The sequence below is a fragment of the Stenotrophomonas sp. YJH_SMC_101-4 genome (genome assembly GCF_059370395.1).
Map to the genome: position 1 here is coordinate 663,194 of NZ_JCAFTP010000003.1, position 20,479 is coordinate 683,672.

The following is a 20,479-nucleotide window of genomic DNA, read 5'->3' on the forward strand; positions in this document are numbered from 1 at the left end:
ATCATCACGCCGCGATTTTTACCACTTGTTTACAAAGGAGACGGCGCCGCCATGCAGGGAGGGAGTGCGGCGGCCCATGTCCCGACATTCCTTTGGAGAGAGAGCGAATGAATCACCTGCACCACCGCCCTTTGGCGGTTGCCGTCGCGCTGTGCGTGATGACCCTGGCACCGTTGGGTGCCGCTGCACAATCCACCACCAACCTGGATGCGGTGGAAGTCACCGGTACCCGCATCAAGCGCGCTGAGGTGGAGGGCCAGGTGCCGATCCAGACGCTGACGCGCGGCGATATCGAACGCACCGGCCTGACCTCGATCGGCGAAGTGCTGCAGCAGCTCACCGGTTCCGGTTCGGCGCTCAACGCCAAGTTCAACTCGTCCGGCAACTTCGGCTTCCCGCCCGATGGCAGTGGTGTAGGTGCCGGTTCGGCGCAGGTGGACCTGCGCCACCTGGGCGCCAAGCGCGTGCTGGTGCTGGTCGACGGCATCCGCTGGGTCAACGAGTCCTCCGCATCCGGCGTCGGCTCGGCCACCGATCTCAATACCATTCCGCTGGCCATCGTCGAGCGCATCGAAGTGCTGGAAGATGGCGCGTCGTCGCTGTACGGTTCCGACGCCATTGCCGGCGTGGTCAACATCATCACCCGCCGTGACTTCGATGGCGGCCAGGTGACCCTGAATTATGGCGAGTACAGCAAGGGCGATGGCACGCAGAAGGGCGTGGACCTGGCATGGGGCAAGAGCGGCGACCGCTTCAGCCTGTTCCTGGGCGCCAGCTGGACCAAGCAGGATCCGGTGTTTGCCAAGGACCGCGAGCAGTCGCGCTTCCCGATTCCCGGCACCGGGCTGGCGTTCGGCAGCGGTGGCATTCCGCAGGGTCGTTTCATGTTCACCGACCCGAACACCGGCGCGGTGCAGAACATCGTGCCCAATACCGGCGTGAGCAACCCGCGCTACGACGGCAGCGCCGGCTGCGCGCGCACCGATGACTATCACTGCTTCACCAGCGCCGACCGGTTCAATTTCGCCGAGTACAACATGGTGCTGACGCCCTCGGAGCGTAAGGGCCTGTTCGGCCAGTTCCGCTTCGACATCACCGACAACGTGCAGTGGTACGTCAAGGCACTGGGCAACCGTCGTGAGTCGACCAACCAGGCCGGCCCGGAGCCGCTGTTCTTCGGCCCCGATGGCGCCACCGGCAATCCGCTGGCCGACAACATCACCGTGTCCGCGCTCAATCCGTACAACCCGTTCGGCTTCGACCTGGTCTCGGGTGACAACCTGAGCCTGATCGGCCGCCGCCCGGTGGAAGGCGGCGCGCGCGTGTTCAAGCAGGAAGTGGACACCACGTATTTCGCCACCGGCTTCGTCGGCAACTTCCAGGCGGCTGACCGCAGCTGGTACTGGGACGTCAACGGCATGTACAGCAAGAACAAGGCCGAACAGACCAACTACGGCAGCTACAACATCTACAACGTCAACATGGCGTTGGGCGATCCGTCGGTCTGTGCGGCGACGCCGGGCTGCGTGCCGCTGAACATCTTCGGCGGTGTCGGTTCGATCACCCCGGACATGCTGAAGTGGATCCAGCCGGTGGTGCGTGACCGCAGCCAGAACGAACTGAGCCTGTTCACCGCCAACCTGTCCAGCGACCTGTTCACGCTGCCGGCCGGCCCGGTGTCGTTCGCTACCGGCTTCGAGTATCGCAAGTACGAGGGTTCGTACCAGCCCGATCCGCTGACGGTGGCCGGCCACTACAACGGCGTGCCGTCGCAGCCGACCTCGGGCTCCTATGACGTCAACGAGGCGTATCTGGAGTTGAGCGTGCCGATCTTCGCCGATTCGACCTTCGGCAAGAAGCTGGACCTGAGCCTGGCCGGGCGCTACTCGGACTACTCCACCTTCGGTGGTGAATTCACGCCCAAGTACGGCCTGCGCTGGCAGGTGACCGATGACTTCGTGCTGCGCACGACCTATGCCGAAGGATTCCGTGCACCATCGATCGGTGAGCTGTACGGCTCGGCCGCGCGTGCCGACCTGCAGCTGTTCGATCCGTGCTCTGTGGGCCTGGGCGGTACGCCGCCGCGTGGCAGCGCGGCCAACTGTGCTGCGCTGGGCGTACCGGCCGGGTTCCAGCAGGCCAACTCGCAGATCTCGGTGACCACTGGCGGCAACCGCGAGCTGGATCCGGAACGCTCGCGCAGCTTCAGCGCAGGCTTCGTGTGGAGCCCATGGTTTGGCAGCAACAGTTCGTGGTCGGAGCGCTTCGATGTGGAAGTGACCTTCTACCGCCATGCCATCGACGGCGCGATCCAGGCAATCAACGCGCAGACCCAGCTGGACCTGTGCGTGGACACGCTGGACCCGATCTACTGCAACGGCATCACCCGTGCCAGCACCGGCGCGGTCAGCAGCTTCAACAACCGCCTGACCAATCTGGGTTCGATCAAGACCGATGGCTGGGATGTGGATCTGTTCTGGACGTTGCCGCAGAGCTCGATCGGTCAGTTCAAGCTGGGCTGGAAGAACACCTTCGTGGGTCGCTACGAAGCCACCGGTGCGGCGGGCCAGAAGCAGCCGCAGAAGCCGGGCGTGGAAGTGGCCGACAGCTCGATTCCGGAATGGACCAGCAATGCCAGCATCGGCTGGACGCTGGATCGCTGGAGCGCCAACTGGACCGTGCGGCATATCTCCGAACTGACCGAAAACTGCGGTGACGCTTCCGTGTTTCCGGTCTGCAGCAACCAGGCTGCGGGCACCAATACGCTGTCGGCCACCACCTTCCATGACATGCAGGTGGGCTACAAGATCGACTGGATGAAGGGGCTGCAGCTGACGGCCGGCCTGAACAACGTGTTCGACAAGGATCCGCCGATCTGCCTGTCGTGCTCGTTGAACGGTTACGACGCTTCGACCTATGACATCCCGCGTGGCCGCTACTGGTACCTGCGCGCGGACCTGCGCTTCTGATGTAACGGTGGCAGTGCCGGTCAGTTCCGGCGCTGCCTTGCTGGTGTAGAGCCGAGCCCACGCTCGGCTCAGAGAATCAGCCGAGCGTGGGCTCGGCTCTACAGGTGCGGGGCGATCGTGCCCCGCGCCTGATCAGAACGCCCAGGTGAACGTCAGCGAGCCATTCCGGCCATCGCCGTACGCACCGTAGCCGGTGATCTGCGAGTAGTACTTCTTGTCCAGCAGGTTGTTGAGGTTGGCCTGCACGCTGAACTCCGGCGTGATGCGGTAGCGCACGAAGGCACTGACCAGCGCATACCCTTCCTGTTCGAAGCGGCCCACCACCGTTGCGGCGTAGTAGATGCGGTTCTGCCAGTTGGCACCGCCGCCGACGGTCAATTCCTGCAGCGATTGCGGGGTGTAGCTGGTGAACAGCTTCAGCGCGGTCTGCGGCAGGTTGGTGTTGATGTCGGCACCGTTGATGTCCTTGGCCACATAGCGCGAAGCACCGAAGGTCGCATTCCAGCCCGGGGCCAGTTCGCCGTTCACTTCGAACTCGAATCCACGGCTCACGGTGCCGCGCGCAGCGATCGAGGCGAACTCGCCCGGGCGGCCGATGATCGGTTCGCTGGTGACCTGGGCGACGTTGTCCTGCTCGATGCGGAACACCGCCAACGAGGCGTTCAGACGGTTGTCGAACCAGGCGCCCTTGACGCCCACCTCGTAGCTCTTGCCGTCTACCGGATCGAGATAACGGTCGTTGCGGTCGCGCGCGGTCTGCGGCTGGAAGATCTCGGTGTAGCTGGCGTACGCGGAGTAGGTGTCGTTGATGTCATACACCAGGCCGGCGTACGGGGTGGTCACCTTGTGTTCGCGGTCGTCGTTCTCGCCTTCGCTCTTCCAGTGGGTGTAGCGCGCACCGAGGATCAGCTTCAGCGGATCAGCCAGCGACAGGCGCGCGGCGGCATAGCCGGCCTTCTGGGTGATGGTGCCCTGGCTGGCCAGCGCCAGCGGGTTCCAGTTCGGCTGGGCGATGTTGCCGGTCCAGTCGAGATAGGAGCTGAAGGGATTCCAGCCGGTGCCGGGACCGCCCATCTGGAAGTCACCGTAGTTGGCGAATTCGCGCTTGTTGTAGCTCAGGCCGGCCATGAACTGGTGTTCGCGGCCCAACAGCTGGAACGGACCGTCGATGTAGCCATCAATGCCGTCGACCTTGCGCTCGGTGTTGTAGAAGCCGGCCATCGGCGTGATGCCGGCGCCCGTGGTCTTGTTGAATGCGGTATAGGCCGGATAGAACAGCTTGTCGTCGGCCTTGGTGCGGTCGTGGGTGGCGCCGATCTTGAACTTCCAGCCGTTGCTGAAGGCGTGCTGCAGGGTGGCGAACGCACGCTTGCTGGTGGTGTCCCAGTAGGTCCAGTCCGGCGACGGATTGAACGAGGTCGGATAGTTCGTCGGGCTGCCATCGGCGTACCACATCGGGAAGCCGCCCCAGGTCGCGCCATTGGCGCGCTTCTGCTGGTAGTCGTAGCCCACGCTCAGCTGCGTGTCCGGGGTCAGGTCGGCGTCGATGACGGCGTAGCCCAGCGTCTTGCGCTGGTTGTAGCGGTCCATCTGGCCGTCGGTGTCCAGGTAGCTGCCGATCACCCGGCCGCGCACCGTGCCACTGGCGTTGAGCGCGCTGCCCACGTCCACGGTGGTGCGGGTGCGGCCCCAGCTGCCGACGTTCACTGAGACGCTGCCGGTCAGTTCGGCGCTGTCGGCATGCTTGCGGATCAGGTTCACCGACGCCGACGGATTGCCGGCGCCGCTGAGCAGGCCGGTGGCACCGCGCACCACTTCCACGCGGTCATACAGCGCCAGGTCCAGGCCGGAATCGCCGTAGCTCCAGTTCTGCACCATCTGCGTCGGCAGGCCATCGAACTGGTAGGCATCGATGTAGAAGCCGCGCGCGTAGAACTCGGTGCGCTCGCTGTCGGACTGGGTGCTGGTGACGCCGGTGGTGTTGGCCAGCACGTCGATGATGTCGTCCAGCTTCTGATCTTCGATGCGCTGGTGGCTGATGATGCTGACCGACTGCGGGATCTCGCGCGGCGCCAGATCGAAGCGGGTACCGGCCGAGGTGCGGCGCACCGAGTAGCCTTCGGCGCGTTCGCCCTTGACGACGACCTTGTCCAGCGTGGTCGGGTCGGCGGCGGTGTCGGCGAAGGCGGCCGGGGCCACGGCGCAGAGAACGGCAAACACGGCAACGGACAGCCGCTGCGGCGGCGGGGTACGGAAGGCGGAACGGTTCATGGGGGTCCTGGGCGAGCACGCGCGATCGGCCGGCATCCAGGAGGCGAGGCGCTACGGGTAGGGAGAGGACGGGCAGGCCGTCCTGGCACCACCGGAAACGAAAGAAATGGTAATACGAACTATTCCTATTTACAAACCATGAACAGATCGATGCGCGGGTGCGCAATGGCGGTCAGCGCAGCAGTGGCAGCGGGTCGCGGGCGCCGTCTGCGCCGTAGATGCCCCAGTGCAGGTGCGGGGGCGTGCCCTTGGCGTTGCCGCTGTCGCCCACATGGCCGAGCAGGTCGCCGGGCTGGACCACCTGGCCACGCGCCAGGCCATCGGCCCAGCTTTCCAGGTGCGCGTAGTAGTAGCGCTCGCGTCCGGGCCCGATCACCCACACCTGGCGCCCGCCGAGCCCACGTTCGCTGACATCCGCGATGACACCGGCCGTGGCGCTGCGCACTGGCGTACCACGGCTGGCGAAGATGTCGATGCCGGCGTGCGAGCGGTCACGGCCTCGCGGCGCACCGAAGGTATCGGCAATCTGGCGTGGCCGCACGCCGTCCACTGGCACCGGCAGTTCGGCGGCTGGCGGCATCCGTGAGATTGCCCACAGCATCTTCGGTGCGGCGGCCCAGGGACTGTTCCACAACGCCATCATCGCAACGACGGCAATGGCCAGCCACAGGCCGCGCAGCAACCAGCGGCGCAGGCGGTGGGCGGGGGAGGGCGATGTGCTCATGGTTTCGGAGTGTAGAGTCGAGCCATGCTCGACTGCTGCAGTTTTGCGGTCAAAAGGCAGTCGAGCATGGCTCGACGCTACAGGACCGGCAGCAGCGGAACCTCGAAACTCCGCTTCAGCGTGCCCAGTGCTACCGAGGTGCGGAAGCGCTCGATGTTGTCATCGCCACCGAACAGGCGCTCGGTGATCGCTTCGTACTCCTCCATCGACGCCGCCGAAAGCAGCAGCAGGAAATCGCCATCGCCGGTGATCGAGTAGCACTGCTGCACGGCGGGGTCCTCCTGCACGCGGCGCTTGAACGGCGCCACGCGTTCGCGCTGTTCGCTGACCACGCGCACCTCGACGATGATGGTCAGCGGTCGCCCGACCTTGGCTGCGGCGACCACCGCCACATTGGCCTCGATCACGCCGCTGTCCTGCAGGCGCTTGATGCGGCGCTGCACGGCCGGGGTGGACAGGTGCACGGCCTCGGCGATTTCGCGCTGCGGCAGGGTGTTATTCCGCTGCAGGAGGTCGAGGATGGCGCGATCGAAGCTGTCGAGCACGGGAGCGATGGCCATGGCGAGCAGAAGTTGCACGAACAGGCTGTCAATTGAGCCAAGTGCTCGGCGCCGGCGCAATAGACTTTGCGCATGCAGACCTCACGACTCGCGCCGATGTTGCCGGCGCTGGCGGTGCTCGGCTCGGTCACCTCGCTGGCCATCGGCACCTCCTACGCAAAACACCTGTTCCCGCTGATCGGCGCCCAGGGCACCAGCGCGCTGCGTGTGGGCTTCTCGGCACTGTTGCTGCTGATGTTCTGGCGGCCATGGCGCTGGAAGACCAGCCGCGTGGACGCGATCACCATCCTGCGCTACGGGCTCACCCTGGGCCTGATGAACCTGCTGTTCTACATGGCCCTGCGCACGATTCCCTTCGGCATCGCGGTGGCCATCGAGTTCACCGGGCCGCTGACGGTGGCGATGCTGTCGTCACGACGCCCCATCGACTTCGTCTGGGTGGGCTGCGCGGTGGTGGGTTTGTTGCTGCTGCTGCCGCTGGGCGGTGGCCCGGCGCTGGATCCGGCTGGCGTGCTGTATGCGATGGGCGCAGCGGCGTGCTGGGGCCTGTACATTGTGTTCGGCAAGCGTGCCGGTCATCTGCACGCTGGGCACTCGGTCTCGCTGGGGCTGCTGGCCGCGTCGCTGGTGGTGGTGCCAGTGGGCGTGGTGCATGCCGGCGCCGCGCTGCTCGAGCCGAAGATCCTGGCGGCCGGCCTGCTGGTGGCGCTGGTCTCCAGCGCGATTCCGATGTCGCTTGAGATGATGGCGCTCAAGCGCCTGCCGAAGGAAACGTTCGGCATCCTGATCAGCATGGAACCGGCGGTGGCCGCGTTGTGGGCGATGCTGCTGCTGCACGAGCACCTGCATGGATTGCAGTGGCTGGCGATCGGCTGCACGGTGCTGGCCTCGGTGGGCAGCACGATGACCGCGCGGCGGTTGAAGGTGCCGGTGGTGCAGGCCGGGTAGCGGCAGAGAGCGTGCGGACCAACGGTCCGCACCCACCAGAGCGGCGTGCCAACCAAGGTTGGCACCTGCCAGGAGCGTTCAGCGCAGGGCGTCAGCCGGGACGTCGATTGCCATCGCCAGGGCGAGGTGATCGGAGAACGCGGCCGGTACGGCTTCCACGGTGCGGGTCTGCAGGCCACTGCTGACCAGGATGTGGTCGATGGCGCGGTCGGGGCGCCAGCTGGGGAAGGTCGGCACGATGCAGCCCGGGGGCTGCAGCCGGGTCTTCTGGTACAGCACCTGCATTTCCGGGCGCTCGGCCAGGCAGTTGAAGTCACCCATCAACACGGCGTTCGGGTGGTCGGACAACAGCTCGGCGATGAAGCCCAGCTGTGACATCCGCGAGCCTGCACCCAGCGACAGATGGGCCACCGCCACCGCCAGGCCGTCGGCGCCATCGCCGAACTTGGCCAGCAGCACGCCGCGCCCGCCGATACGGCCGGGCAGGGCGTGGTCCTGCACTTCCACCGGTTCCAGCTTGCTCAGCAGGCCGTTTGCGCTGGAGGCGACCCCACCCATGCGCCGGTTCGGCTGGTGGCTCCAGTAGTTGAAGCCGGCACGCTGGGCCAGGTAGTGGGTCTGGTTGGTGAAGCCCGAGCGCAGGCTGCCCGGGTCGGCCTCCTGCAGGCCGACGATGTCATGTTCGCGCGCCAGGGTGGCGATCGCGTCCAGGCTGCTGCGCTTGCGACCCGCCGGCAGCGCATGTGACCAGCTGCGGGTCACATAGTCGCTGTAGCGGCGGGTACTTGAGCCGGCCTGGATGTTGGCCGTCAGCAAGCGCAGGGTCCGTGTACGGGGGGAATTCACGGCCGGGAAACGCTTCTCTTGGATCAGTGAGCCTGGGCCGCACCGCGTTCGCGGGCGATCAGGTGGTCGGCAATGCGCAGCATGTCCGGGAAGCTCTTGCCCTTCACCAGGTACTTGCCGTTGACGATGATCGACGGGGTGCCGCTGATCTGGCTGCGCTGGGCGAACTGCTTGGCCGAGTTGGTCTTGGCATTCACTGCGAAGCTGCCCATGGTGGCGGCGAACTGCTTCGGATCCACGCCGTAGGCACCGTAGAACTTGGCGATGTCGTCAACCGAATCGGTGCCGCGCTCACCCTTCAGGGTCTTCTGCGAATGGATGGCAGCGTACAGGGCTTCGTGGGTCTTCTCCTGCACACCCAGGGTCTGCGCGGCGTAGAAGGCACGGGCGTAGTTGTCCCAGGTGCCGCCGAACATGGCCGGCACGTAGACGAAGTTCACATCGCTCGGCAGGCCGGCCTTCCACGGGCCGACCAGCGGCTGGAACGCGGCGCAGGCCGGGCAGACGTAGCCGAAGATCTCGGTCACTTCGATCTTGCCGGCGGCCGGCTGGAACGGCTGGCCGTTCGGGATCACCTGGTAGTCGGCGCCTTCCACCGGGGCCGGGCCGGTCAGCGCGGCGGTGGTCGGGGCTGGTGCAGCGGCCGGGGCGGCTTCAGCCGCGGCCTTCTCGCCTTCGGCAGCGGCCGGTGCGGCGCCTTCGGTACCCGCGGCCGGCGCAGCCGGTTCGGTGGTCGCCGGAGCTGCAGCCGGTTCGGCCGGGGCCGCGGTGGTGTTGGTGCTGCCGTCGTCGGCCTTGCAGGCAGCCAGGATTGGCAGCAGCGCTGCGAGGGCGAGGGCGTAACGGATCTTCATGGAAACGTCTCCAGCATCTGGAAAGGTGGGGCCGGCGTCATGCGCCGGCCAGGGGGAAATGATGACACGCGGCGGCGATAGCGCCGTGTCGGTGGTGGGTGTTGGTTCAGCGGCCGCGGGCGGCGCGGGCCTGAGCGATCAGCGCCGAGGCGATGCGCAGCTGGTCGTCGAAGCTGTCGCCACGCACCAGGTACTGGCCGTTGATGATCAGCGCCGGGGTCCCCGGGATCCTGGTGCGCTGGGCGAACGCGCGGGCGGCATCGACCTTCTTCTGTACGGCATCGCCGCGCAGGGCCTGCAGGTAACGGTCCGGGGTCACGCCGTAGGCCTTGTAGAAGGTGGCGAGCTCATCGGCCGAAACGTTCTGCATCGGCAGCGAGCCGTCCTGGTGCAGGGCCTTGAACACGGCGCCGTGGCTGCGCTTGGCCACGCCGACTTCGTCGGCGGCGTAGTAGGCCAGGGCCCAGGCGTCCCAGGCGCCGCCGAAGGCCGCCGGAACCGGGGTGAAGCGTACGTCGGCCGGCAGCTTGGCTGCCCAGGCTTCCAGCTGCGGCTCGAAACGGGCGCAGTGCGGGCAGGTGTAGCCGAAGACTTCGACCACCTCGATCTTGCCGGCCAGCGGCTGGAACGGGCCCGGCTGGGCGATGCGCTCGTAGTCTTTGCCCTCGACCAGCGGGGCATTGGCAGGGGTTGCGGCGCAGGCTACCAGCGGCAGCAGCACCAGCACAGACAACAGCAGGCGGGAAATCAACCTCATCGACACGCATCTCCGTTGAAAAAAGCAACGCCGGCGCGGTCGCCGGCGTGAAGGAAACATACCGCAGGCGAGGGCCGCGGTGGCGGCCCCGGCCGACCAATGGTGGTCAGGGGGCGGCAGCCGGTTGTGCCGGCGTGGTGGCAACGGCCACGTCGTCGGCCTTGTTGTGCAGACCCTGCAGGTAGCTCGACAGTGCCTGCACCTCCTGCTCGCTCAGCTTCTGCGCGACCGTGGCCATGATCTGGAAGTGCGCCTTGTCGGTTTCGTTGGTCTGGCCGGCCTGGTATTCCTGCAGGCGGCGCGCGACATAGCTGGCGTGCTGGCCACCAATGTGCGGATAGGCCGGGCCGGGATTACCGGCGCCGCTGGGGCCGTGGCAGGCCATGCAGGCCGGCAGGCCGCGCTTGGCGTCGCCGCCGCGGTACAGCTGCTGGCCGATCTCGTAGAACTTCATGCCCTTGTAGGGGCCGTCGGTGACCGCCGTGTCATCGGCGATGCCGGCGGTGGCCTTCTGGGTGGCGAAGAACGCGCCGATGTCGCGCATGTCCTGCGGGGTGAGGTTCTGCACGAACGGCACCATCGCCACCGCCGCACCGGAGCTGCGCTGGCCGTTGGCGATCAGGGCCATCTGCTGGGCGACGTAGCGTTCGCTCTGGCCGGCGATGGACGGGTACATCTCCACTGTGGAATTGCCGTCGGCGCCATGGCAGGCCGCGCAGGCCGAGGCCTTGGTCTGGCCGGCCTTGGCGTCGCCCCAGGTGGTCTTGCTGAAATCCACTTCCAGCGAGGCGGTGCGGATCGGCCCGTTGTCGGGCAGCGGGGTCAACGTGGTCTGCGCGAACGCAGCAGCGGCAACGACTACAGCAGTGGCAAGGGCGGATACGGCAAGAACGCGAGCGTGGCGCATGCTGAAGCTCCGTATGGACCGGGCCGGGCGGTGGCCGCCGGCATCGCCCGGATTATCAACGCCGTTTCCGCACACGGTCAACGCAGCAGTGCAGCAAAATGCCCGCAACGGCCGCCGGCACGGGCGCGCGGCGCCGCAACATGCGATCCTAGGCACATGTCATTGCTCATCGAACGCGCCCGTTACCACCTTTCGGCCCACAACGTGCGGCAGCTGCCGCCCGACGAAGGGGCCGAAGTGGCCTTCGCCGGCCGCTCCAACGCCGGCAAGTCCAGTGCGCTCAACGCGCTGACCCGCCAGAACGCCCTGGCCCGTGTCTCCAAGACCCCCGGCCGTACCCAGCAGCTGGTGTTCTTCCAGGTCACCCCGGAAGCGCATCTGGTCGACCTGCCCGGTTACGGCTACGCCAAGGTGCCGCTGGACCTGCAGGCGCACTGGCAGGCCTTCATCGACAGGTATTTCCGTACCCGCGAAGCCTTGAAGGGCCTGGTGGTGGTGATGGATATCCGCCATCCGCTGAAGGACTACGACCGGCAGATGCTGTCCTATGCCGTGCAGCGTGGCCTGCCGGCGCACGCGCTGCTGACCAAGGCCGACAAGCTCAGCCGCAGCCAGCAGATGCAGTCCCTGCAGAAGGTGCGCAAGGAGCTGCAATCGGCCTATGGCGACAGCGTGAGCGTGCAGGTGTTCTCCGGCGAAGACCGTACCGGCGTGGACGAAGCCCGCGGCGTGATCGGCGGCTGGCTGGGGCTGGAATAAGGCTTCCGGTTTTCCTGTAGAGCCGAGCCAACGCTCGGCTGCCGCGCGCAGCGCGGCCAGGCCCAGGTTGCCGAGCATGGGCTCGGCTCTACAAGGGCTCATCGGCTCATTTCAACGGCGAATACTCCGCCGGCACCCACGCATAGGCCTTGCCCTCGCCACGCACATGGCCCAGGCCGGGGAACGGCAGGTGCGCACCGGCCACCCACCAACCGTTGACGGTGGCCTGCTGCAGCAGCCCGCGACGGCTGGCGATGGCCGCCTTGCGGTCCGAATCGGCCTCGAATGCCGCCTCCGGGTGCGCGAACTGCACCGCATGGAAGTGCAGCACATCGCCCCATACCAGCAGTGACTCGCCCTGGCTGTCGAACCGGTAGGAGACATGGCCGGGCGTATGGCCATGGGTGTCCATCGCCACCGCGCCACCGGGCAGGGCATCGCCGGGGCTGAAGGTGCGCAGGTGGCCGCTGGCCTGGTACGGCGCCACCGCGTTGCGCGCCAACGGGAAGGCGAAGCGCACGCCCTTCGGTGCGGTGGCCTCGCTGGCCGGGTTGAGCCAGTAATCGGCATCGGCCTTGGACAGCCACACCGTGGCATTGGGATAGGCCGGCTTGCCCTGCGCGTCGAGCACCCCGCACAGATGGTCCGGATGGGCGTGGGTCAGCAGCACCTCGTCCACCTCGGCCGGGTCCACGCCGGAGGCGCGCAGATTGCCCAGCACCTGGCCCAGGCCGGGGCCAAAGCACTGCGCGGTGCCGGTATCGACCAGCGTCAGGTGGTTGCCTTGGCGGATCAGGAACGCGTTGATCGCTGTCTGCAGGCCTTTCTTGTCCTCAGGTACGTAGCGGCCTTCCAGCAGGCGGCTGACCAGCGTCGGCGGCACGTCCACTACTTCCTGCCGGCCCAGCGCGACCACGCCGTCGAACAGGGCGGTGACCTGCAGTGCGCCGACGCGCTGGTGATAGACGCCAGGCACCTGCTGGGTGGGGGCGGGTGAAGTAGCCTCGGCCAGCGCGGCCAGCGGCAGGGACGACAGGGCCAGCAGCAGGGCGGAGCGCAGGGGCAGGTGGCGCAGGGTCATGGTGGTTCTCGGTGGATGACGGGTGGTTCCGTTGGCCTAGCGTGCCGTGGCTGGCGTGTGCGCGGCGCTCAAACCACTACGTGGAATGCTCAGGGAAGGGGGGGCTGCAGGGCTGCGCCCTGCACCCGCAGAGGCAACGGCAACAGCCGAAGCAACAGCAACAGCGGGCTATCCGTGGGATGGCGGGGTGGGTCCGGTTGCGGGGGCCGCTGCAAGTACGTCCCTGTAAGCTCGGTCGCCGCATCCATGCGGCTCACGCCCCCGCAACCGGACCCACCCCGCCTTCGACAGTTTTACGCGATCTGTTGGAAATGCTCTTGGGGTCAGATCCGTTTTCCGCAGAAAAACGGATCTGACCCCATTTTTGTTATCGATATCTGACAGATATGTCGACCAAGGTCGACACCTAGCTACAGCCGCCGGAATCTGTCGAAGGCGGGGCACTGTGGGTTTGCGGGGTGTGAGCCGCATGGATGCGGCGACCAAGCCCCCATGGGTGAGGGCGCTTTGCTTGCGAAGCACTGCTTCGCAAGCGCCCGAACGCACAGCCGCCAGCGGCTGGGCCGGCCTGGGGGTTTACGGCGTCCCCGCAAACCCACAGTGCCCCGCCATCCCGCGGATAGCCCGCTTTTGCTGTTGCTTTGGCTCTTGCACTCGCTTCGGCAGGTGCAGGGCGCAGCCCTGCCGAACCCCCTCAAATGTCTGTGGGAGCCAGCCCGTACTGCTCGGCGAAGCGCTTGCTGAAACTCGCCGCAGACCGATAGCCCGCGCGTGCGGCCACGGTCTTCAACGGCAGGTCCGTGGTGTAGAGCAGCTGCATGCCATGCGCCAGCCGTGCCTCGGTGAGCAGCTGGCGCAGGCTGGTGTCCTCGGCAGCGAGCCGGCGGCGCAGGGTCGCGCCGCTCAGCGCGAACTGTTCTTCCACATCGCGCGACTGCCAGTCGCGTGCCGGTTCGGCGGCGATGCGGTCGCGGATCTGTTCGCCCAGGCTCGGCGCCTGCGGCAGCAGCAGGTTGCCGTGGCCCTGCCGGCACAAGGTCAGTACCAGCGAGGCCAGCGCCAATCGTGCTTCGCTGTAACGCCCGTCCTGCAGCGATTGCCGCCATTGGCGCAGTACCGCGCCATGTTCGATCAACGGCAACCGCGCCATCGCCTGGCCAGGCGCGGGAAGCCCCTCGATCCACAGCGTGCGAGCGGCCGCCAGCACTTCGGCACACAGCGGCACGATGGCGCTGAGGTAACGGCCACTGCGCGGGTCGGGGGTGTTGACCACATCGATGCGGCAGCGCTGGGTCAGCAGCAGGATGTCGCCGGGAACGAACGCCAGAGACTGATGAGCGGTACGCACCTGCTTGCGGCCTTCCAGCAGGATCGCGAACTGCGGTTGCGGAATCTCCACCGAGCTGGCGCCATGCTCGCGACGTGCGGTGATGCAGGCATAGCCGTCGGCGCGCTCGCAGCCGGCCAGACTGGCCATCTCAGCCAGCAGTGCGGTGGCCGCGGGCAGCATGGCGGTCATGTCACGTGTGCGCCGAGCAGGCGACCGACGCCGGCGGCTGCGGCCATCGCCAGCGCGCCCCAGAACATCACCCGGATCGCGCCGCGTACCGGCGGTGCGCCGCCGGCCTGGGCTGCCATTGCGCCGGTCAGGCACAGGCCGAGCAGGGTGCTGGCGGTGGTCATCATCGCGACCTTGTCGACCGGCGCCAGCAGCGCGGTCAGCACCGGCAGTGCCGCACCGCAGGTGAAGGCGCCGGCCGAGGCCAGCGCTGCCTGCAGCGGGCGGGCGCGCAGGGTATCGGTAATGCCCAGCTCGTCGCGGGCGTGGGCGCCCAGTGCGTCGTGGGCGGTGAGCTGTTCGGCCACCTGCCGTGCCAGCGCCGGCTCCAGGCCACGGTGGCGGTAGATCGCGGCCAGCTCTTCCAGCTCGCTGTGCGGATCTTCGTGCAGTTCGCGTTTTTCCATCGCCAGGTCGGCGTCTTCGGTGTCGGCCTGGGTCTGCACCGAGACATACTCGCCGGCCGCCATCGACATCGCGCCGGCCACGGTGCCGGCCACGCCGGTGGCCAGGATGGTCGCAGCCGAGGCGCCGCTGGCCGCCACGCCGACCACCAGCCCGGCCACCGAGACGATGCCATCGTTGGCGCCCAGCACGGCGGCGCGCAGCCAGCCGACGCGTTCGGAGCGGTGCAGTTCGGGGTGTCGTGAATGGCGGCTCATGACGTTGAGTGTACGAGGGTCAAGAGGGCGTCGGTAGGATGCTGAAACCCGTCACCGTCGCATGACGCGACGGGGTGCCACGCTATAGTGCGCCCTTGCGATGGAAGGCCGCGAGCCCCACATCCCCCGCCACCGTCCAGCGAGCCTCTCCCTTGTCGAGCCCCAGCCACGTCGCCGATACCCCCATTACCGACCGCTCGCAGCTGGTGGAGGTGATCGCCTCCGGCGAGAAGCCCCGCGCGCAGTGGCGCATCGGCACCGAGCACGAGAAGTTCGGGTTCCGCCTGGATGACCTGCGCCCGCCGACCTTCGAGGGCGAGCGCGGCATCGAAGCGCTGCTCAACGGCCTGGTCCGCTTCGGCTGGGAGCCCGTGCAGGAGAACGGCAGCACGATTGCCCTGCTGCGCGATGGCGCCTCGGTGACGCTGGAACCGGCCGGTCAGCTGGAACTGTCCGGCGCGGCGCTGGAGACCATCCACCAGACTTGCGTGGAGACCGGCACCCACCTCAACGAAGTGGCGCAGGTGGCTGGCGAACTTCAGCTGGGCTTCCTCGGCATGGGCTTCCAGCCCAAGTGGAAGCGCGACGAGATGCCGTGGATGCCCAAGGGCCGCTACAAGATCATGCGGTCGTACATGCCCAAGGTCGGCTCGCTGGGCCTGGACATGATGACCCGCACCTGCACGGTGCAGGTGAACCTGGACTACGCCACCGAAGCGGACATGGTGAAGAAGTTCCGCGTGTCGTTGGCGCTGCAGCCGATCGCCACCGCGCTGTTCGCCGATTCGCCGTTCACCGAAGGCAAGCCCAACGGCTACCTGAGCTACCGCTCGCACATCTGGACCGATACCGATGCCGACCGCACCGGCATGCTCGACTTCGTGTTCGAGGATGGCTTCGGTTACGAGCGCTATGTCGATTACCTGCTCGACGTGCCGATGTATTTCTCCTACCGCGATGGCATCTATCACGACGCCAGCGGGCAGAGCTTCCGCGATTTCATGCAGGCCAGGCTGCCGGTGCTGCCGGGTGCGCTGCCGACCCTGCGCGACTGGTCGGATCACATGACCACCGCGTTCCCGGAAGTGCGCCTGAAGAAGTACCTGGAAATGCGCGGCGCCGACGGTGGCCCGTGGAGCCGCCTGTGCGCGCTGCCGGCGTTCTGGGTCGGCCTGCTGTACGACGACACCGCACTGGATGCCGCCTGGGACCTGGTGCGTGACTTCACCCTGGCCGAGCGCCATGCACTGCGCGACGGCGTGCCGAAGCATGCAATGAACCTGCCGTTCCGCAGTGGCAGCGTGCGCGACCTGGCCCGCGAAGCGGTGAAGATTTCCGTCGAAGGCCTCAAGCGCCGCGCGGCGCGCAATGCCGACGGCCAGGACGAGAGCAAGTTCCTGGACGTGCTGCAGGAGATCGTCGAATCCGGCCTGACCCCGGCCGAGCGCAAGCTGGCGCTGTTCCATGGCCGCTGGCACGGTGACGTCGATCCGGTGTTCCGCGAGTTCGCGTATTGACACTGTTCGGCAGGTGCCGACCCCGGCACCTGCCGTTGCGTTACCACCCGCGCGCTGCGAACAGGCGCGAGTAAATGCCGCGCACCACATCCTGCTTGGTGCGATTGTAGGCCTGCACGTTGGCATTGCCCTGTAGTGCTGCCTGCTTGGCCTGCGCATAGCGCCTGCGGTCATCTTCATGGCTGCGCAGCCAATCGCGGAACAGCCGGTGGCGGATGTGCTCGGCGCAACCAGGGGCGAACACATGCAGGTTCACGCGCGGCACGCCCAGCCGCAGCATGCGGTGCTGATACCACGAAGGTTCGCGGATGGTGAGCACGTAGCCCAGTGCCTGCAGCGGTGGCAGCCAGGCCGCTTCGTCGGCGGGATCGGCAACCAGCAGGTCGATGTCCAGTACCGGTTTGGCCGGCAGGCCTGGCACCGCGGTGGAGCCGACGTGTTCAATGCCTAGCGCGATGTTGCCTAGTGCCGCCTGCAGCTGCGTGCGCTGCTGCTCGAACTGGTCGGCCCACAGCGCGGACCAGGGCACCACCTGCAGCACTTCCGGCTGCGGTGCGCCGAGAACCCAGGGATTCTCGTCAGGGTCGCCATCGGCAAAGGTAGTGATTGCGGTGGGGTCTAGTGCGATATCGGACATGCCCGCCATGGTGCCATGCCCGGCGTTGATGTCAGCCCGGCTTGCCGTCGCGCCGTGGGCTCAGGTAGATCCAGCCCAGCCGCGCCACCCACGGGGCCAAGGCCAGCAACCAGCCGATGGCAGCGGCGAAATGCCACGCATAGGCATCGGGCATCAGCTCGGCGAGGATGCGCATGATCGCCACTGCCTGCAGCGCGACGAACGCGAACCAGGCCACTGCCGGCATCACCAGCGGTCGCCCGGAATGGCCCTGGGTGACCCGGGTCACCATCGCCACCAGCAGGCTGCCGAACAGCCCCACGGCAAGAGCATGCAGCGGCGCGCGGCCGAGCAGTTGCGGATGGCCAAGCAGCTGACCGATGTCCTGCAGCAGATACAGCCCGAAGCTGATCGGCAGCCACGCCAGCGCCAGGAACAGGGCGGCAAGCAGGCCCGGCATCGGCCCGCGTGGCCACCAGTGCCATAGCGCCTGCAGCGACAACAGCAGCAGCGGCGCATCGGCCAGCCACAGCAGGTGGTCGACCTGCAACGCGCTCAACAACAGGCGCAGCATCAGCAGCGCCCACATCGCGGCCAGCCAGCGCAGTGGTCGCCAGGCCACATAGCCATCCACCACGTTGTTGGCGAAGAACGGGATCATCCGGTGCGCGACGGTGAGGTAGACCGGCAGCAGCAGGCCGAAGGTGCCGAGTGCCACAGTGACCGGCATCAGCGTGGCGTGGCCGCGTACCATCGCCATGAACAGCAGCAGCCCCAGCCAACCCAGCAGCAGTGCGGCATAGCAGGCGCGCGCATGCCAGTTGCGGTTGGGGCCGGCGGCCTTGAGCACGCGTCCCAGCACGATCAACCCGGCGCTCCAGCCGGCCAGTGCCAGCAGCAGGCCAGGCCACAGCCCGGGTGTCCACCCGCAGGCGGCGGCAATCAGCAGCGCCTGCCCGCCAAACAGCCCGATACCGACCGGCGCATAACGGCTGCGTGGCAGCTCGGGTTGCCCCATCCAGCGCGGGAACACGGTGAGCAGGAAGCCGAAGATGAAACTGGGCAGCACTAGATACTGCATCAGCAGTGCGTGCAGCCAGGCCGGTGGCAGCGGCGGCGGCACCGGCGTCCACAGCCCGCGCAGCGCGCCCAGCCACAAGGCCCACCACAACATCGCCAGCAGCAGGTTGCTGGCGCCGATGAAGAACAGCAGCCGGTGCGGCGCACGCATCAGCATCGCAGGGGAGGGCAGGCGGGCCATGCAGCGAGTCTGCGCCGGGGCGGTGGCTGCTTCCTTGACCTTCGTCATGCCCAACGCACGACCCAAAAGAAACCCCGGCAGTGCCGGGGTTCTTCGCTCACAGTCGCCGGGCGATCAGGCGGCGTTCTTCATCGTCGCCATGTCGATCACGAAGCGGTAGCGCACATCGTTCTTCGCCATGCGTTCCCAGGCTTCGTTGACGTTCTTGATGTCGATCATCTCGACATCGCTGACGATGCCGTGCTCGGCACAGAAGTCCATCATTTCCTGGGTCTCGGCCATGCCGCCGATCGCCGAGCCGGTCAGGTGCTTGCGGCCGAAGATCACGCTGCCACCGGTCAGCGGCGGGTCCAGTTCGGTCAGTACGCCGACCAGGCACATGGTCGCCTCGCGCTTGAGCAGGCCCATGTACGGGTTGGTGTCATGGCCGACCGGGATGGTGTTGAGCAGGAAGTCGAAGCTGCCGGCGTGCGCCTTCATCTGCGCGGCATCGCGCGAGACCAGTACCTCATCGGCGCCCAGGCGCTTGGCATCGGCACCCTTTTCCGGGGTGGTGGTGATCATCACCACGTGCGCGCCCAGTGCCTTGGCGAACTTCACGCCCATGTGGCCGAGGCCACCCAGACCGATCACGCCAACCTTCTGGCCCGGGCCGACCTTCCAGTGGCGCAGCGGCGACCAGGTGGTGATGCCGGCGCACAGCAGCGGGGCGGCCGCCTTCAGGTCGAGGGTGTCGGATACCTTCACCACGAAGCGCTGCTCGACCACCACGTGGTCGGAATAGCCGCCGTAGGTCGGTGCGCCGCTTTCGCGTTCACGGCCGTTGTAGGTCCAGGTCGCGCCTTCGGCGCAGTACTGCTCCAGGTCGTGCTCGCAGGCGTCGCAGTGGCGGCACGAGTCGACCATGCAGCCCACGCCGGCGTGGTCGCCGACCTTGAAGCGGGTGACGTTGCTGCCGACCTCGGTCACGCGGCCGATGATCTCGTGGCCCGGCACCATCGGGTAGATCGAGCCACCCCAGTCGTCGCGGGCCTGGTGCAGGTCGGAGTGGCAGATGCCGCTGTAGAGGATCTCGATGCGCACATCGTCCGGGCCGACCGCGCGGCGTTCGAACTCGTACGGAATCAGCGGGTCGGTATGTGAATGGGCGGCGTAACCACGGGCGAGGGACATGGGGAATCCTTGGCAGGGTTTATCGAAAGGCGTTTTACAATACGCCCCGTTCCCAGCGGCAGGAATCGCGGATATCGGCATGATTCATCAAGTGGAACTACACAATCATGGCCACTGACAACCTCACCCACCTGGCCGCGTTTGCCGCGGTCGCCCGCCACCGCAGCTTCCGCCGCGCCGGTGCCGAGCTGGCGCTGTCGACCTCGGCGGTGAGCTATGCGATCCGCGCGCTGGAAGAACGGTTGGGGGTGGGCCTGTTCCATCGCACCACCCGCAGCGTGGCCCTGACCGAGGCCGGGCAGCGCCTGCTGGAGCGCCTGCAGCCGGCGCTGGGCCAGGTGCATGACGCGCTGGAAGAGATGAACCAGTTCCGTGCCGCCCCGGCCGGCCTGCTGCGCATCAACGCCACCCGCGCGGCGGTACCGACCCAGTTGGGGCCGCGACTGGCGCGCTTCCTGCACGCTCACCCCGACGTGCGGGTGGAGCTGACCGAGAACGATGGCCTGGTCGACATCGTCGCCGAGGGCTACGACGCCGGCGTGCGCCTGCACGAGTTCGTGCCCGAGGACATGGTGGCGGTGCCGATGGGGCCACCGCTGCGCGGGCTGATTGTCGGCTCGCCGGACTACCTGCGGCGACACCCGGCACCACAGCATCCGCGGGACCTGGCGGCACACGAATGCATCCGCTTCCGCTTCGCCAGCGGGCATCTCTACAAGTGGCAGTTCGAGCGTAGCGGGCAAGCGCTGGAGATCGATGTGCCGGGCCGGCTCACGTTGAGTGAGCAGGGCACCGTCGTGGGTGCAGTGCTTGATGGCATCGGCCTGGCCTACGTGCTGGAAGACACGGCAAGGCCCTACATTGATTCGGGGCAGATGGTGGCGGTGCTGGAAGACTGGAGCGAACCGTTCGCCGGCTTCGCGCTGTACTACCCGAAGCAGCGGCAGATGCCCGGTGCGCTGCGCGCGTTCGTGGATATGCTGCGCGAATGAGTTGCGATGGATGATGTGGTGCGG

Annotated in this window: 18 protein-coding genes; 5 read left to right on the plus strand and 13 right to left on the minus strand. The window is 67.1% G+C overall.

What is annotated here, in order from left to right:
* Window positions 1-107: 107 nt before the first annotated feature.
* Window positions 108-2,969: a TonB-dependent receptor gene (locus AC5P8D_RS13900; protein ID WP_010480916.1), complete on the plus strand. Its 2,862-nt coding sequence runs from the start codon at window positions 108-110 to the stop codon at window positions 2,967-2,969.
* A gap of 132 nt (window positions 2,970-3,101) precedes the next feature.
* Here AC5P8D_RS13900 and fhuE read toward each other — a convergent pair whose 3' ends face one another.
* The 3 genes from fhuE to AC5P8D_RS13915 all read right to left on the minus strand — a co-directional run bounded on the left by fhuE (window position 3,102) and on the right by AC5P8D_RS13915 (window position 6,524).
* Window positions 3,102-5,240, minus strand: coding sequence for a ferric-rhodotorulic acid/ferric-coprogen receptor FhuE (gene fhuE, locus AC5P8D_RS13905; protein WP_495203413.1), 2,139 nt, complete (start codon window positions 5,238-5,240; stop codon window positions 3,102-3,104).
* 172 nt (window positions 5,241-5,412) lie between these two features.
* Window positions 5,413-5,964 (minus strand): M23 family metallopeptidase, encoded by a 552-nt coding sequence (locus AC5P8D_RS13910; protein ID WP_109814541.1) that lies wholly within the window; start codon window positions 5,962-5,964, stop codon window positions 5,413-5,415.
* Between the two features lie 77 nt (window positions 5,965-6,041).
* Window positions 6,042-6,524, minus strand: a complete 483-nt coding sequence (locus AC5P8D_RS13915) for an Lrp/AsnC family transcriptional regulator (protein WP_143994242.1) — start codon at window positions 6,522-6,524, stop codon at window positions 6,042-6,044.
* Between the two features lie 72 nt (window positions 6,525-6,596).
* On the opposite strand from AC5P8D_RS13915, the gene AC5P8D_RS13920 reads away from it, so the two are divergent.
* Window positions 6,597-7,472, plus strand: a complete 876-nt coding sequence (locus AC5P8D_RS13920; protein ID WP_029379718.1) for an EamA family transporter — start codon at window positions 6,597-6,599, stop codon at window positions 7,470-7,472.
* A 78-nt stretch (window positions 7,473-7,550) separates the two neighbouring features.
* On the opposite strand, the gene AC5P8D_RS13925 is transcribed toward AC5P8D_RS13920, so the two are convergent.
* From AC5P8D_RS13925 to AC5P8D_RS13940, 4 genes are all read right to left on the minus strand, one after another.
* Window positions 7,551-8,288 carry an endonuclease/exonuclease/phosphatase family protein gene (locus tag AC5P8D_RS13925; RefSeq protein WP_008267450.1) on the minus strand — a complete coding sequence of 246 codons (738 nt, stop codon included), beginning with the start codon at window positions 8,286-8,288 and terminating at the stop codon, window positions 7,551-7,553.
* A 53-nt stretch (window positions 8,289-8,341) separates the two neighbouring features.
* A complete protein-coding gene (locus AC5P8D_RS13930; protein ID WP_010480908.1) occupies window positions 8,342-9,172 on the minus strand; it encodes a thiol:disulfide interchange protein DsbA/DsbL in 831 nt (276 codons plus the stop codon).
* Window positions 9,173-9,278: 106 nt separating this feature from the next.
* Window positions 9,279-9,929, minus strand: coding sequence for a thiol:disulfide interchange protein DsbA/DsbL (locus AC5P8D_RS13935; RefSeq protein WP_010480907.1), 651 nt, complete (start codon window positions 9,927-9,929; stop codon window positions 9,279-9,281).
* A 106-nt stretch (window positions 9,930-10,035) separates the two neighbouring features.
* Complete coding sequence (locus tag AC5P8D_RS13940) at window positions 10,036-10,836, minus strand: c-type cytochrome (protein ID WP_010480905.1); 801 nt, start codon at window positions 10,834-10,836, stop codon at window positions 10,036-10,038.
* A gap of 156 nt (window positions 10,837-10,992) precedes the next feature.
* Between AC5P8D_RS13940 and yihA the strand changes: the two genes are divergently transcribed.
* Window positions 10,993-11,595, plus strand: coding sequence for a ribosome biogenesis GTP-binding protein YihA/YsxC (gene yihA, locus AC5P8D_RS13945; RefSeq protein ID WP_014038472.1), 603 nt, complete (start codon window positions 10,993-10,995; stop codon window positions 11,593-11,595).
* A gap of 106 nt (window positions 11,596-11,701) precedes the next feature.
* Here the strand turns inward: yihA and AC5P8D_RS13950 are convergent, their stop codons facing one another.
* The 3 genes from AC5P8D_RS13950 to AC5P8D_RS13960 form a co-directional block, all read right to left on the minus strand.
* Window positions 11,702-12,676 carry an MBL fold metallo-hydrolase gene (locus AC5P8D_RS13950; protein ID WP_049409091.1) on the minus strand — a complete coding sequence of 325 codons (975 nt, stop codon included), beginning with the start codon at window positions 12,674-12,676 and terminating at the stop codon, window positions 11,702-11,704.
* Between the two features lie 694 nt (window positions 12,677-13,370).
* Window positions 13,371-14,195, minus strand: a complete 825-nt coding sequence (locus AC5P8D_RS13955) for a helix-turn-helix transcriptional regulator (RefSeq protein WP_010480900.1) — start codon at window positions 14,193-14,195, stop codon at window positions 13,371-13,373.
* On the minus strand, window positions 14,192-14,896 hold the full coding sequence (locus tag AC5P8D_RS13960) for a VIT1/CCC1 transporter family protein (RefSeq protein ID WP_032129894.1): 705 nt from the start codon (window positions 14,894-14,896) through the stop codon (window positions 14,192-14,194). Before AC5P8D_RS13960 ends, AC5P8D_RS13955 begins: the two co-directional genes overlap by 4 nt.
* Window positions 14,897-15,048: 152 nt before the next feature.
* On the opposite strand from AC5P8D_RS13960, the gene AC5P8D_RS13965 reads away from it, so the two are divergent.
* On the plus strand, window positions 15,049-16,413 hold the full coding sequence (locus AC5P8D_RS13965; protein ID WP_495203414.1) for a glutamate--cysteine ligase: 1,365 nt from the start codon (window positions 15,049-15,051) through the stop codon (window positions 16,411-16,413).
* A gap of 40 nt (window positions 16,414-16,453) precedes the next feature.
* On the opposite strand, the gene AC5P8D_RS13970 is transcribed toward AC5P8D_RS13965, so the two are convergent.
* From AC5P8D_RS13970 to AC5P8D_RS13980, 3 genes are all read right to left on the minus strand, one after another.
* Entirely contained in the window at window positions 16,454-17,050 is a 597-nt protein-coding gene (locus AC5P8D_RS13970) for a GrpB family protein (protein ID WP_237706982.1), read from the minus strand.
* 31 nt (window positions 17,051-17,081) lie between these two features.
* A complete protein-coding gene (locus AC5P8D_RS13975) occupies window positions 17,082-18,338 on the minus strand; it encodes an NnrS family protein (protein ID WP_029550654.1) in 1,257 nt (418 codons plus the stop codon).
* A 66-nt stretch (window positions 18,339-18,404) separates the two neighbouring features.
* Window positions 18,405-19,463 (minus strand): NAD(P)-dependent alcohol dehydrogenase, encoded by a 1,059-nt coding sequence (locus AC5P8D_RS13980; protein WP_005419275.1) that lies wholly within the window; start codon window positions 19,461-19,463, stop codon window positions 18,405-18,407.
* Window positions 19,464-19,570: 107 nt separating this feature from the next.
* Between AC5P8D_RS13980 and AC5P8D_RS13985 the strand changes: the two genes are divergently transcribed.
* Complete coding sequence (locus AC5P8D_RS13985; RefSeq protein ID WP_049411730.1) at window positions 19,571-20,455, plus strand: LysR family transcriptional regulator; 885 nt, start codon at window positions 19,571-19,573, stop codon at window positions 20,453-20,455.
* Window positions 20,456-20,479 lie beyond the last annotated feature (24 nt).

Excerpts from the sequence above, each read along its gene's own strand:
- AC5P8D_RS13900 (WP_010480916.1), top strand. The coding sequence starts at position 108 with ATGAATCACCTGCACCACCGCCCTTTGGCGGTTGCCGTCGCGCTGTGC.
- fhuE (WP_495203413.1), bottom strand. The coding sequence starts at position 5,240 with ATGAACCGTTCCGCCTTCCGTACCCCGCCGCCGCAGCGGCTGTCCGTT.
- AC5P8D_RS13910 (WP_109814541.1), bottom strand. The coding sequence starts at position 5,964 with ATGAGCACATCGCCCTCCCCCGCCCACCGCCTGCGCCGCTGGTTGCTG.
- AC5P8D_RS13915 (WP_143994242.1), bottom strand. The coding sequence starts at position 6,524 with ATGGCCATCGCTCCCGTGCTCGACAGCTTCGATCGCGCCATCCTCGAC.
- AC5P8D_RS13920 (WP_029379718.1), top strand. The coding sequence starts at position 6,597 with ATGCAGACCTCACGACTCGCGCCGATGTTGCCGGCGCTGGCGGTGCTC.
- AC5P8D_RS13930 (WP_010480908.1), bottom strand. The coding sequence starts at position 9,172 with ATGAAGATCCGTTACGCCCTCGCCCTCGCAGCGCTGCTGCCAATCCTG.
- AC5P8D_RS13935 (WP_010480907.1), bottom strand. The coding sequence starts at position 9,929 with ATGAGGTTGATTTCCCGCCTGCTGTTGTCTGTGCTGGTGCTGCTGCCG.
- AC5P8D_RS13940 (WP_010480905.1), bottom strand. The coding sequence starts at position 10,836 with ATGCGCCACGCTCGCGTTCTTGCCGTATCCGCCCTTGCCACTGCTGTA.
- yihA (WP_014038472.1), top strand. The coding sequence starts at position 10,993 with ATGTCATTGCTCATCGAACGCGCCCGTTACCACCTTTCGGCCCACAAC.
- AC5P8D_RS13950 (WP_049409091.1), bottom strand. The coding sequence starts at position 12,676 with ATGACCCTGCGCCACCTGCCCCTGCGCTCCGCCCTGCTGCTGGCCCTG.
- AC5P8D_RS13955 (WP_010480900.1), bottom strand. The coding sequence starts at position 14,195 with ATGACCGCCATGCTGCCCGCGGCCACCGCACTGCTGGCTGAGATGGCC.
- AC5P8D_RS13960 (WP_032129894.1), bottom strand. The coding sequence starts at position 14,896 with ATGAGCCGCCATTCACGACACCCCGAACTGCACCGCTCCGAACGCGTC.
- AC5P8D_RS13970 (WP_237706982.1), bottom strand. The coding sequence starts at position 17,050 with ATGTCCGATATCGCACTAGACCCCACCGCAATCACTACCTTTGCCGAT.
- AC5P8D_RS13975 (WP_029550654.1), bottom strand. The coding sequence starts at position 18,338 with ATGACGAAGGTCAAGGAAGCAGCCACCGCCCCGGCGCAGACTCGCTGC.
- AC5P8D_RS13980 (WP_005419275.1), bottom strand. The coding sequence starts at position 19,463 with ATGTCCCTCGCCCGTGGTTACGCCGCCCATTCACATACCGACCCGCTG.
- AC5P8D_RS13985 (WP_049411730.1), top strand. The coding sequence starts at position 19,571 with ATGGCCACTGACAACCTCACCCACCTGGCCGCGTTTGCCGCGGTCGCC.